Source organism: Candidatus Sulfotelmatobacter sp., from assembly GCA_036500765.1.
Lineage (GTDB): Bacteria > Acidobacteriota > Terriglobia > Terriglobales > Acidobacteriaceae > Sulfotelmatobacter.
In genome coordinates, this window is record DASYBM010000004.1 from 1,753,508 (window position 1) to 1,766,899 (window position 13,392).

The window sequence follows — 13,392 nt, forward strand, 5'->3', positions numbered from 1 at the left end:
TAATTCCTGCCGCATGCTTAGAGCCGTGGAAAATCGGATTTGTATTCTCTGTCTTGGTCTTGCCTTGCTCCTAACTCCGTTCGCGCACGCCGCTTCGGGAGCGTCGTGGAGAGGGGTGTTGAGTGATGGGTCGGGCAAGGCGATCGCTGGGGCGAAGCTGAAAGTGCACTCGGCCGCGGGTCGTGACTACAGCGCGACCACGGCGGCGAATGGCAGGTTTGTATTCGAAGGCATTGCTGCCGGAACATACGAAGTTTCCGTGAAGATCGCGGATAAGGAATGGAAATCCGCCGCACCGTTTGTGGTCACAGAGGAAAGCGGTTTGAGTTCATCTCTGCAACTTTCCTCTCAAGGGAATGAATTGCGTATCCTCGCCGCTGCTGCGGCGGCGTCCCCGCAGGCCAGCGGGGGCGAACATCTTTCCAGCACGGAAGTTTCGAGTCTGCCACTGAATGCGCGGGATTTCAGCAAGCTGCTGCTGCTGGCGGCCGGGACTATGACCGATGCCAATGGCGCGGCCAATTTTACGCAGCAGTTTGCGGTCAACGGCCAGCGCGGCGCGGCCACCGTGTTTGCTCTTGACGGCTTCGACACCACCGATCCGGAATTAGGTGGGGCAACGTTCTCCAATTTTAACGTCGATGCGATTCAGGAAGTGCAGGCAAATTCTGGCGTAATGCCGGCGGAGATTGGGCACGGCGGAGCGAGCTATACGAATGTGGTGACGAAGTCGGGAGTCAACCAGATTCACGGAAGCGTGTTTGAATTTCTGCGCAATGCCGCGTTCGACGCGCGCAATTATTTCGATTACAAGGACCCGACGGGCCGACGGCGAATTCCACCTTTTGCGCGCAATGAATTTGGATTTACCAACGGCGGCCCGGTCGTGATTCCAGGAGTGTATGACGGGCGCGATCGCACCTTTTATTTTGGCGAGTATCAGGGTTTTCGTCAGGTGCTGGGCACGACGCAGGTGATTCCGGTGCCGACCGCAGCCGAGCGGCAGGGAGTCGACACGGCTACGTTTCCCGGCGACACGCTGACAATTCCGGTGGATCCGCGAATCGTGGCGGTGCTCAATCAATATCCTATGCCGAATCAGCCTGGGGGCGCGTTTGGAGATCGCACATATGCGGCATCGTCGAAGGTCGTCACCACGACGGATCAGTTTTCGATACGCGTCGACCACCGGATCTCGAATAAGGCTTCGCTGTTAGGGCGATTCAGCCTGAATCAGGTGACGGGGCCGCTGACCAATCCAGACCAGACGGCGATCGACCCTAGTTTCGGGGTGCAGTTTTTCGATCATCAGCGCAACGCGGGCGTGCGCTACGTGCGCAAGATTTCTCCGCACTTCGCTTCGGAAACTTCTCTGGGATACATTCGCAGCACGCCCTTCTTCCCGGCGATTAACCATACCCAGCCTGCACTGGGATTTGCGGATGGGTTGTTTCAGGGCTTCAACGCGCCGGGGGGATCGATTTTCGGATCTTACGGCAATCTTTATCAGTTCAAGCAGGATTTCGCGCTTATACATGGCCCGCACAGTTTCAAATGGGGAGTGGAACTCCGGGCGAATCGCGACTCGACGATCTTTGGGACCAATCCGAATGGAGCTTACGAATTTGGCGGAGGAACGGCATACTCGCCGGTGCTGATCACGTCGGCGAGCGGAACGCATAACATCAACCCGGGCGATCCGCTGCCGGACTCTCTGACAGGATTGCTTACGGCGACGCCCTACTCGTACAGCATTAACGCGGCGGCAAATATCACACCCGTAGGCGACAAGTTCAACGAGGCGGGGGTGCGCCGCGAGGCTTACAACTTTTATTTTCAGGATGCCTGGAAAGCCACATCGCAACTCGTCGTGAACTACGGACTGCGCTACGAAGTGAACAGCCGCATTCACGAGGCGACCAAGCGGACGTCGGGTCCAATATTCCTGGGAGCGGATGGCAAGACCGTGCCCTATTGGGATCGCTCAGCCACACAAGCGTATTTGATCAATCCGCAGCCGCCATACGATCAGGATTGGAACGGCTGGGGGCCGCGGCTGGGGCTGGATTACGCGGTGGGCGCGCACACGGTGCTGCATGCGGGCGGGGCCATTACCACGATTCTTCCCAACTTATGGCAGGACAATTTTCTGACGGCCTCAATCCCATTTGTTTTTGCGCCCTACGTCAGCGCGCTGCCGGGTTTGCCGGTCCCGTTTCAAAATACGTTTGTGCCGGTGAATCTGCCGACGGCCTACAACATTCAGGGCCAGCCGATATTCGCCACGGGCCGGAGCCAGGACGTGCCCGCGAATACTGTGATTGACTTGCCGCGATTCCAGCGTGATCTGGCGGCGAGTACGCCCGGGAATCCGCAATTGCTCACCATCGTCGGCATCGCCAAGAATTTTGCCAACGGCTATATCGGCAGTTGGACGGCTGGCGTCGATCATGATTTTCGCGATGTGAAGGTGAACGTCTCGTATGTGGCGACGGCGGGAATTCATCTGGCAAGAGTTTATTCGCCGAACAGTTATGGCGGGGCTGACCCCGCGCACGCGCCGTTTACTCAATTCAATTCTTCGGGGCAGGCCATCGGAGGCTATGGGCCGGAGCTCATCATGTCCAGCGGTTCGCATTCCAGCTATCACTCCTTGCAGGCCAGTGCCAGCAAGACATCCGCTCGGGCAGGATTGGGATTGCAGGCCAGCTACACCTATTCGAAATCGATTGACGACAGCAGCGCGGTACTGGGCGGGCTGTTCGGCACCGCGGGAACGATTCTGCAAACGCTGCCGCAAGATCCTTGGAATCCGTCGGCGGAGAAGGGACCGTCCACATTCGATGTAACGCACGCGTTCAACGTGAGCGTGATTGAGTTGCTGCCGCTCGACCGGATTGGATTTCTGAAGCCTCTAGGAAGGCCACTGACCACGGGTTGGCAGTTTCTCAACATAACGGCTTTGACCACGGGATCGCCCTTCAGCGTGTATTCGGGAATCCAGCAGACGGGCGCTGGCGCGGGAGGCACCGACCGGCCCGATCTGGTCTCGATGCCACATTTTTCGACTAGCCGTCCGGTGCGCGATGACTATTTCGGCCTGGGCGCGAACAACGCTTCCTTCTTCAATATTCCGATCGACCTTCCGGGCGGGAGTGGCCCTAACTCTGGTTTTTTCGGCACCCTGGGACGCGATACTTTTCGTGGGCCGGGATACCATGATTTTGACATCGCGATGATCAAGGACACGCCGTTCGGGCATCGCGGCAATGCGGAACTGGGAACGGTGGAATTTCGCGCAGAGTTCTTCAATGTATTCAACATGGTGAATTTTAGTTTGCCATCGAACATTGTGCGGGGCAGTGGGTTTGGAATTATCAGCAAAACCTCCGGAACTTCGCGGCAGATTCAGTTTTCGTTGAAGGTGATTTACTAGAAAGCATGATGGAGCCCCGGGACGCCTCGTCCGGGGGGCGCTGCGCGCCGGGCGGACGGGGGTGTCCGCCCCTCCATAATCTGCGAACGGACCTATCGCCAACCCGAGCGCGACGAATGACATCTCAAAGCGGTAAGCGGGATTTTTATGAAGGAGAGGCCGTTCTGCATGAGGATCGCTCAAGTTGCGCCACTTTACGAAAGCGTTCCGCCCCGCCTTTACGGAGGAACCGAGAGAGTAGTCTCGTGGCTTACGGAAAAACTGGTAGCTTTGGGACACGACGTGACCTTGTTCGCCAGCGGCGACTCTATGACGCGAGCGCGGTTGGTGCCCGCGTGCAAGAAGGCGCTCAGGCTGGATGCGGACTGCATCGATCCGCTGGCGCATCATATGCTGATGCTCGAGCGAATTTTCAGCGAAGCGGAAGACTTCGATCTGATTCATTTTCACATCGATTATTTGCACTTTCCGATGAGCCGGCGCTCACAAGTTCCGACCGTGACAACGCTGCATGGCCGGCTCGATCTTCCCGACTTGGTTCCGCTCTATAAAGAATTCAGCGAAATGCCTCTGGTATCGATTTCCGATGCCCAGCGCAAGCCGCTGGCATGGGCGAACTGGCTGGGAACAGTTCATCACGGGATGCCGCCAAAGTCTCTGCCTTTCAATCCGGATGGCGGTGAGTACCTGGCCTTTCTCGGGCGCATTTCTCCGGAAAAAGGCCTGGATCGTGCCATCGAAATTGCGTCCCGTGCGGGAATGAAGTTAAAAGTGGCAGCGAAGATTGACCGCGCGGACCAGCGTTATTTTGAGCGCACCATTGAGCCGCTGTTGAACAATCCGCTCATTGAGTTTGTGGGCGAAGTGGGCAATTCGGAGAAAGGCGAGTTCCTCGGCAACGCAACGGCCCTGTTGTTTCCTATCGATTGGCCGGAGCCGTTTGGCCTGGTTATGATCGAAGCCCTGGCTTGCGGGACGCCGGTCATCGCGTTTCCGCATGGGTCGGTTCCTGAGATCATCCTCGATGGTGTCGCCGGTTTTCTGGTAAACGATATCGACGAAGCGGTAGAGGCGGTAAACCGGATCGATGCAATTGACCGCCGCGACTGCCGCCGACATTTTGAACGCAACTTCACCGATAAACGTATGACCTGCAACTATCTTGACATTTACCAACAGTTGGTGAACCCGGATTTGGTCAACCCGGACTCAGCGAATCCAGACTTGGTTAGCCAAGAGTTGATGAGCTCCGATTTAGTGAGCCGAAATTTGGTGAGCCCAGATTTGGTCAACCCAGATTTGGTTAGAGCCGCGCCGCAGTCGGCGCTCCAAAAGGGAGTGTTGAAGTGGATCGAAGTGGAATCGTCCACCCCCAGTACTACATAGCGACTACCTCGTCTCCCGTTGATGATCGGGCCCGTGTACTGAAATATGGCAGGATGTTTTTCGTATTCGACCGGTTGGGGGACGTGCAGACGTCGGGACTGGGCGAGGAAGGTGTTTTCTACGATGGCATGCGCCATCTTTCGGAGCTCTCCCTGAATCTCTGGGGCGCGCGGCCGCTGCTGTTGAGTTCGACGGTGGCGACGAATAATTTTCTCTTCACCGCCGATCTTTCCAATCTCGACGTATTTCACGACGACCAAATTGCGATTCATCGCGGTGCATTGCATGTGGTTCGTTCGCGATTTTTGTGGCGCGACTCCTGTTTCGAGAGGGTTCTTTTCGTGAATCATGGTCTCGAAGAGATGGAAGTTCCGGTGCGCTTTGGGTTCGATGCCGACTTTGCCGACGTTTTCGAGGTCCGGGGCACGCTGCGGGAGCGACGCGGACGACGGCTGGAAGATCGAGTCTCAGACAGTTCGGTCCTCCTTTCTTATGAAGGACTCGACCGCGTGCTCCGCCAAACTTCAGTTCGGAGCGACCTCACGCCGGTGCGCGCTTTCCCGACCGCGCTGGAATTCGAATTAACTCTGCGGCCAAAGGAACGCATACCGCTGCAAGTGGTGGTCTCGTGCGAGCCCGAGAAAAGCGCTTCCGTCGGGTATACGGAGGCATTTTCTTCGGCGAGTTCCGAACTGGCAGCCGTAGCCGGAGAATTTCCCCAAATCACGAGCTCGAACTCCCGCTTCAGCGACTGGATTGCGCGCTCGATGTCCGACCTGCAAATGATGATTGCAGGGAATCCTGAACGCAACTATCCCTACGCGGGAGTTCCCTGGTTCAGCACAGTTTTTGGGCGGGATGGCATCATTACCGCTCTGCAAACGCTTTGGCTGAATCCGGAGATCGCCAAGGGCGTGCTGGACTATCTTGCATTCTCGCAGGCCGACAGAACGGATCCGGTTGCCGACTCTGAGCCGGGAAAGATTCTGCATGAGATGCGCCGCAGCGAAATGGCGGCCACCGGAGAAGTCCCATTCGCACGCTACTACGGCAGCGTCGATGCGACTCCGTTGTTTATTGTGCTTGCGGGCGCCTACTTCGATCGCACCGGCGACCGCCCCTTTCTGGAACAATTGTGGCCGCACATTGAGCGCGCGCTCACCTGGATCGATGACTTCGGAGATGTCGACGGGGATGGCTTCGTCGAGTATGCCCGGCAATCGAGCAAGGGATTGGTGCAACAAGGGTGGAAAGATTCCAACGATTCGGTTTTCCACGCGGATGGAAAAATCGCGGAACCGCCGATCGCTCTATGCGAGGTGCAGGGATACGTGTATGCCGCGAAACTTGCCGCCGCCCGCCTGAGCCGCGTTTTAGGAGATGCGGACCGGCGCTACGAGCTCGAAGTGCAGGCGGAAACTTTACGGACTAAATTTGAAGAACAATTCTGGTGCGACGATCTCGGAACCTATGCTTTGGCGCTCGACGGCCGCAAGCGGCCATGCCGGGTACAAGCCTCGAACGCGGGCCATTGCCTCTATACGGGAATCGCATCGCCGCAACGCGGCCGCCGGGTGGCGGAAAATCTTCTCGGCAGCGATTTTTTCACTGGTTGGGGTATTCGGACGCTGGCGAAACCGGAGGCCCGCTACAATCCGCTGTCCTATCACAACGGTTCCATCTGGCCGCACGACAATTCCATCATCGCGAATGGAATGGCGAAATATGGGCGCAAGAAGCTGGCGGGGCAAATCTTGCTGGCACTGCTCGATCTGAGCAGCGAAGTCGACTTGCGACGATTGCCGGAATTGTTTTGTGGGTTGAAGCGGCGTCCGGCGGAAGGGCCTACGCTCTATCCGGTGGCGTGCTCGCCGCAAGCCTGGGCGGCCGCGGCTCCGTTCTTTATTCTCGAGGGATGCCTTGGGATTTCGCTGCAACCCGAGCGCGAGCGCATTACGTTTGATCAGCCTTATCTTCCCGAGGGTATTGCTCAGCTTTCCATTCACAACCTTCGTTGCGGAGACATGGTCGCAGATCTGCTCCTCGAACGAAGAAACGATGCCGTCCTGGTTCATCGCGAAAGCAAAAGTGACAATTTGGAGATCGTGACCATCGCATCGTGACGGGTGTAACGTGTGATGCGGCTCACGACGGGTAAGGTCTCAATCGCCGCTGGCGTGGGTCTGGGTGGGAACCAATACAAGACGTGGGCGGCCTGACTCGGCCTGCGGTTTCGAACTGCGGCCGAACGCATTCAGGATGACGATGACGGCGGCATACGCGGCGAAAACGCCCAGGCCAACGGTGGCGATCACGGTTAAGAAGAGGATAGCGGGCATCAATATCGAGATCACGGAAGAACCCTTCTATCTAGAAAATTGGCTACAGCTTACCGACTCCATCTCAAGATCGTCGTGGTCGATAGTGGTTGGTCGTTGGCCAAACCCTTAAGCTTAAGCCCCGACGACCGACGACTGACGACTGACGGCCAACGACTAGCGACTAACGACTAACGACTGCGTTTTCAATCTACCCTGCGTTGACCGTCCGCGCTGTTAACGACTAAGATACGGAGTAGAGCTGTGCAATTCCACTTTCGGACAAGTCTGGTTACCTGTCGACATTACGGAAGGCCAATTGGACCGATTTTTTTGGCCAATCGGCTTTCAGACCCTTACTAAATGGCTATTACCAAGATTTCTGTCCGGGGCGCCCGCCAGCACAATCTCAAGAACATCGACGTTGAGATTCCGCGCAATACCCTGACGGTGGTGACCGGGCTGAGCGGGTCGGGGAAGTCATCGCTGGCCTTCGACACGATTTATGCCGAGGGGCAGCGGCGTTATGTGGAGACTTTGTCGGCCTACGCGCGGCAGTTTCTGGACCAGATGGAACGTCCGGATGTGGATGCAATTGATGGACTTAGCCCATCGATCTCGATCGAGCAGAAGACTACCAGCCGCAGCCCGCGCTCGACTGTCGGGACGATCACCGAGATCTACGATTACCTTCGCCTGCTCTTCGCTTCCATCGGAGTGCCGCATTGTCCCAAGTGCGGGCGCGCGATCAGCCGGCAGTCGGCGGATCAGATTGTCCAGCGGGTGATGGCGTTGAGTCCTGAAGATCGCGTCATGGTGATGGCGCCGATCGTCCGCGGACGCAAGGGTGAATTCAAGAAAGAGATGGAGACGCTGGTCAAGCATGGCTACACCCGCGCGCGCATTGATGGCGAGCTGGTCAGCCTGGATGACGAAGCGTTGATCGATCCCAGCAAGATCAATCTCGACAAGCGCAAAAATCACACCATCGAAGTCGTGATTGATCGCCTGCTGGTGAAGCCGGGGATTGAGCATCGCCTGGAAATGTCGGTCGGTCTGGCGATGAAGCTGGCCGGTGGACTGGTGCAGGTTGCGGTGGTCGGCGGAGAAGAGCAGCTTTATTCCGAGAAGCTGGCGTGTCCGGATTGCGGCATCAGCGTGCCGCAACTGGAGCCGCGGTCGTTTTCCTTTAACAGCATGTATGGCGCGTGCCCGGAATGCCACGGGCTGGGCAGCAAGTACGACTTCGATCCGGCGAAGGTGATTAGCGACTGGTCAAAGCCGTTGCTGGAGGGCGGGCTGGGGCCGGGGTCGGCGTCGCAGAATCTGATTCATCAGCTGCAGATCGTGGCGGCAGCGTACGGCATCAATCTCAGCACTCCGTTTGAGAAGCTGCCGGAGAAGACTCAGGATTTTCTCTTGAACGGCGAGACAGGACGCGGGGGGAAGACCGGCTTCCACGGGATCTTCGGATATCTGAAACAGAATCTCGAGGAGTCGACATCCGAAGGCTACCGCGATTGGCTGATGGATCACATGTCGGCGACGGAATGTCCGGCGTGCCATGGCAAGCGACTGCGACCCGAAAGTCTGGCGGTCAAAGTGAACGGGATGTCGATTGCCGATTTCACCGCCATGTCGGTGGACCGGTCGCTCGGCGTGGCGCAGGGGATTAAACTGGCTGGACGCGAGGCGGCGATTGCCGGACGCGTCATGCATGAAATCGTCGAGCGCCTGCAATTTCTGAACAATGTTGGGCTGGGATATATCTCGCTTGATCGCTCCGCGGCGAGTTTGTCGGGCGGCGAGGGACAGCGCATTCGCCTGGCGACGCAGATTGGATCGCGGCTGCGTGGAGTTTTATATGTGCTGGACGAGCCGTCGATCGGATTGCATCATCGCGACAACGGCCGGCTGCTGAATGCGCTGGAAAACCTGCGCGATCTGGGAAATACCGTACTGGTCGTCGAGCACGATGAGGAGACCATCCGACGCGCGGATTACGTGGTCGACCTCGGCCCCGGAGCGGGGCGGCACGGCGGGAGCCTGGTGGCGCATGGCACGCCGGAGCAGATCATGCGCGATCCCGACTCGCTCACCGGGGCGTACATCTCGGGGCGAACGTCGATTGCGATGCGGGCCGAGAGACGGCAGACCAACGGAGCGGCGCTCACCATTCTCGGCGCGAAGGAAAATAATCTCAAGAATCTGGATGTCGCGTTTCCTCTGGGCGTGATGACTGTCGTGACAGGAGTTTCGGGTTCGGGCAAGTCGACGCTGGTCAATGACATTCTTTATCGCGCGTTGGCGAGGCAGCTTTACCGGTCGCGCGAAAAATCGGGCGAGCACAAGGCGATTTCGGGGGCGGAGCACATCGATAAAGTCATTCGCATCGACCAGTCGCCGATTGGGCGGACGCCGCGGTCGAATCCGGCGACCTATACCGGAATGTTCACGCAGATTCGCGATTTCTATGCCATGCTGCCGGAATCGCGCGAGCGCGGCTATAAGGCCGGACGATTTTCGTTCAACGTTTCCGGCGGGCGGTGCGAGGCTTGCCAGGGCGAAGGTCAGCGCCGCATCGAGATGAATTTTCTGCCCGACGTTTATGTTCTGTGCGAAGTGTGCGGCGGGCGGCGCTACAACCACGAGACCCTGGCGGTGAAGTACAAGGGATATTCGATTGCCGACTTGCTGGAGATGCCAGTCTCGGATGCGCTGCCGATTCTCGAAAACATTCCACAGGTGAAGCAGAAGCTACAGACACTGGTCGACGTTGGCCTGGGATATATTCATCTCGGCCAATCTGCTGTTACGCTTTCCGGCGGTGAGGCGCAGCGCATCAAGCTGGCGCGCGAATTGAGCAAGCGACAGACCGGCAAGACTCTATATTTACTCGACGAGCCGACCACCGGCCTGCACTTCGATGACGTGAAGAAGTTGCTCGATGTCCTGCACCGGTTGACCGACCTGGGCAATTCGATCATCATCATCGAACACAATCTCGATGTCATTCGCAACGCGGATTGGATCATCGATCTCGGTCCCGAAGGCGGCGAAGACGGCGGACGCATCGTCGCGCAGGGCACGCCGGAGGCGGTGGCGCGAGTAAAGAAGTCGTATACCGGGCAGGCGCTGGCAGGATATTTCGGGAATGGGAAAAGAGTCGCCGGATAACTAGACGATACTCGACAGTAGCGCCGCTGTCCCGGCGGCTGTCCGGCCGGGCGTCTCGCCCGCCGCGGGCGACAGTGAGATGTCTTCAAAAGCTTTGAGTGTCTCTCTTTCTTCAACGGCGAGGGCGTGACGCCCCTTCGGCAGGCTCAGGGCGGGCTCTCTGGACAGCCGGCAAGATGCCGGCGCTACAAAGCGTTTTCATTGAAGGGAAGGCAATCCAATTTCATCTCCAGACAATCCGCAGTTTGAACCGACGGTTGAGCCCCCGCTCGATCAGCCGCTTGTGGTGAATGCGCAGTCGCCTGTGGTGGACGCGCCCGAGTTGTTAGCGCCCGCAAACATTCCTTCGGTTCCCACGCCGCCGCCGCGCGATCCGGTATGGAGCGGGTGGGATGTCTTATTGCTCGCCGTACTCACGTTCGTAACCATGATCGTGCTGCAACTCATCGTGCTGGTGGGTGCGCTTTGGCTGGTGTATCCGCACTCGAACCTGGCGGCGGTGGCGCAGAAGCCGATTTTGTTGCTGGCTTCGCAGTTTCTGATCTATGCCGCAGTGGCCGCTGGCATGGTGATGCTGGTCGAAGGCAAATATCACGTTGCATTTTGGCCGGCCGTCAAGTGGAACTGGCCACAGTCGGGAGTTTGGAAGCTTCTGGCGCTGGGCGGCGCCTTGCTGATCGGGCTGGGCGCGCTGCAGAGCATGTTGCCCATGCCGAAAGATACGCCGTTCGAGCATTTGTTCGATCGTCCGCGTGACGCTTATCTGCTGGCCATTATCGCGGTAAGCATTGGACCGCTGATGGAAGAGTTGTTTTTTCGCGGATTCATGTATCCGGTGGTGGCGCGGCGGTTGGGTGTAACTTGGGGCGTGGTGCTGACGGCGTTGCCGTTCGGATTGATTCATCTGCCACAATACGGATGGGCCTGGGGAGCGGCGCTGGTCATCGTTCTAGTCGGCGTCGTATGTGGAATAGTGCGCGCGACCACCGGTTCGGTGGGGGCCAGTTTTCTGGTACACGCGGGATATAACGGCACGCAGATGATCATCGCCCTGGTGGCCACGCATGGGTTCCGGCACATGGAAAAGGGCATTTTCTGCTGGTTTTGAGTGAAAACACCGCTTCTCGAAAACCACGAGAAGCGGGCGTCCAATCTTAAGTCCTTATCAGCCTTGTTGCTTCTACTTCACCGTTACCGTCAACAACTGCGCTCCGCTCACCACGTAGTCCAGCGGAGGCGTTGCAGTTTCGTCTACGCTGGATTCGCCGCTCACGATCATCTCCTGGTTGCCGCGCATGCCGTCCATGATGTTCATCACGCTGATGGGCAGGGTGGGCATGACTTTGTCGGCGACGCGGGCCTCGGGGTCGGCTTCCAGCAATGACACGTAGAGGCGGTTATTGGCGTGCTCTTTATTGAGCAACGCAATCGTCGAAGCCAGGTCGAGTTTGCGGCCGAAGGCGGGATTAGTGCGGCCGACGCGATCGAGCGTGTCGCCGTCGCTGACTAGAATGCGCAGAGTCCCTTTACTCGCCGAAGTCGGAATCTTCACCGGAATCTGGCGCACGACTCTTTCGCCGCGGTACGGAGCGAGAACAGTTTCCACAATAATCTGATCGCCGGGACGGGCTTCGGTAACATCGGTTCGCGCGCTTTCGAGACGTGCCCAGCGGCGCTCGCGCACTAAGTCGAAATCGAGCTTTACGCTCTTCACCGCCGGGGCGTTATAGGGATTGTCGTAAATGCGGCCGAAGCGTTCGCCGAGAGAAAGCGCGGCGGCCATGGCGGCAGGCTGTCCGCTCTCGACCGGCGCGAACATGTTTTTCAGGCCGACTTCGGGAAAGCCCTTCACATTAATGCTGCCGTTCAGGCGATAAGTAATCTCCTCGCCGTAGTCGTTCACGCCATGCAGTGCGTTGAATACCGTCGCCATAATCGCTACGGGGCTCAGGCGCGGATTATTGAGCACTTCGTAATGGAAGTCTTTGGAGCCGCTTCCGTTGTGGATGGTCAGCGTCACCGGAATCATCTCCGGCTGTTTGTTGAACACGCCGAGAATACCAGTATGGCGATCCTGCACAAACACGCCGGCCTGCTCAGTAGTGTTGACGATCTTGAAAGCGTTGAGCGGCGAGGGCAGCGTGGCCAGTACTTCTGCCTTGTTCATGGGCAGATCGACAGAACCGAATTGCAGCAGCGGATGTCCGCAGGCCAGCAGACGCTGGGGATCGATGTAAGTCACCGTGCAGGTCGCCGCAATATCCATATCGCCGCGCACCAGAATGGCGCTGACGGCCGAGCCGGGCTCGAGCGGCTCCGGCTGCTTATCGTTGCTCATTCCGCCCGCGCCCATCACGGGGACGACGCCGGCGGCGGCGAACTGTCCGGCGAATTGCTTCACCGCTTCTTCCGAAAATCCGTTGAAAACCAGCGGCGTGTCGATGGGTTTGAGGTAGCTGGCGTAATCCAAGGTCGAAGTTGGGAGTGTGCCGGGTTCGCCGGGCCCGGAGGTTTTTCCAGCAGTATTGGTCACGCCAGGCTTGGTCGCGGTCGCCTCTTCCGCCGGAGATCCGTCGAGCGCATTGATCTCCAGCATGTCGGCGATGGGTGTCACGCCGGCGATCGGCTCCTTGGAGAACTCCCCGATGCGGAACGCCAGCGCCCCTGCGAGTTTTCCGTTAAGGTAAACCGGACTGCCGCTCATACCCGCGACTACGCCCGTGTATTCCGCCTTGGCGCCGTGCAGCCGGACCAGAATAATGTCGCCCTTCGGCCCGTTCGCGTTATGCAGAACGCCGAGGACTTCCACATCCATCGACTCCGGCTTGACTCCCTCAAATACGGTGAGGGCGTAGCCGCGCATTCCGGCGTGAATCTGATCCACGGGAATGGTGGGCTGGGAGGTTTGGGCGGCCAGAAGAATAGTGGATAGGGAAAGACTCAGGACCAGTAGCGCAGAACCTTTTCTCATGTAATGCCCCGACACGAGAGACCCGCCAACGGGCCTCCACCACAGATTAGACTCAGACCAACTGCGACTCGTTGCACGGAGGGGAAATTACTGGGACCGGGCAA

At 58.2% G+C, this 13,392-nt stretch carries 7 protein-coding genes; 5 read left to right on the forward strand and 2 right to left on the reverse strand.

The features are described from left to right. Positions 1–115 precede the first annotated feature (115 nt). The 3 genes from VGM18_10375 to VGM18_10385 all read left to right on the forward strand — a co-directional run bounded on the left by VGM18_10375 (position 116) and on the right by VGM18_10385 (position 6,945). Positions 116–3,436 carry a TonB-dependent receptor gene (locus VGM18_10375; protein ID HEY3973401.1) on the forward strand — a complete coding sequence of 1,107 codons (3,321 nt, stop codon included), beginning with the start codon at positions 116–118 and terminating at the stop codon, positions 3,434–3,436. 168 nt (positions 3,437–3,604) lie between these two features. Next, the gene (locus VGM18_10380; GenBank protein HEY3973402.1) at positions 3,605–4,822 is read left to right on the forward strand and encodes a glycosyltransferase family 4 protein; all 1,218 of its coding nucleotides are present in this window, start codon (positions 3,605–3,607) and stop codon (positions 4,820–4,822) included. Beyond that, on the forward strand, positions 4,783–6,945 hold the full coding sequence (locus VGM18_10385) for an amylo-alpha-1,6-glucosidase (protein HEY3973403.1): 2,163 nt from the start codon (positions 4,783–4,785) through the stop codon (positions 6,943–6,945). Before VGM18_10380 ends, VGM18_10385 begins: the two co-directional genes overlap by 40 nt. 39 nt (positions 6,946–6,984) lie before the next feature. Here VGM18_10385 and VGM18_10390 read toward each other — a convergent pair whose 3' ends face one another. Next, positions 6,985–7,176 (reverse strand): hypothetical protein, encoded by a 192-nt coding sequence (locus VGM18_10390; GenBank protein ID HEY3973404.1) that lies wholly within the window; start codon positions 7,174–7,176, stop codon positions 6,985–6,987. 327 nt (positions 7,177–7,503) lie between these two features. Between VGM18_10390 and uvrA the strand changes: the two genes are divergently transcribed. Then, the gene (uvrA, locus tag VGM18_10395) at positions 7,504–10,317 is read left to right on the forward strand and encodes an excinuclease ABC subunit UvrA (GenBank protein ID HEY3973405.1); all 2,814 of its coding nucleotides are present in this window, start codon (positions 7,504–7,506) and stop codon (positions 10,315–10,317) included. A 283-nt stretch (positions 10,318–10,600) separates the two neighbouring features. After that, entirely contained in the window at positions 10,601–11,425 is an 825-nt protein-coding gene (locus VGM18_10400; GenBank protein HEY3973406.1) for a type II CAAX endopeptidase family protein, read from the forward strand. 72 nt (positions 11,426–11,497) lie between these two features. Here VGM18_10400 and VGM18_10405 read toward each other — a convergent pair whose 3' ends face one another. Continuing rightward, positions 11,498–13,288, reverse strand: a complete 1,791-nt coding sequence (locus tag VGM18_10405) for a SpoIVB peptidase S55 domain-containing protein (protein ID HEY3973407.1) — start codon at positions 13,286–13,288, stop codon at positions 11,498–11,500. Positions 13,289–13,392: the final 104 nt, after the last annotated feature.

Coding starts and splice junctions, on each gene's coding strand:
- VGM18_10380 (HEY3973402.1), top strand. CDS start 3,605: ATGAGGATCGCTCAAGTTGCGCCACTTTACGAAAGCGTTCCGCCCCGC.
- uvrA (HEY3973405.1), top strand. CDS start 7,504: ATGGCTATTACCAAGATTTCTGTCCGGGGCGCCCGCCAGCACAATCTC.
- VGM18_10405 (HEY3973407.1), bottom strand. CDS start 13,288: ATGAGAAAAGGTTCTGCGCTACTGGTCCTGAGTCTTTCCCTATCCACT.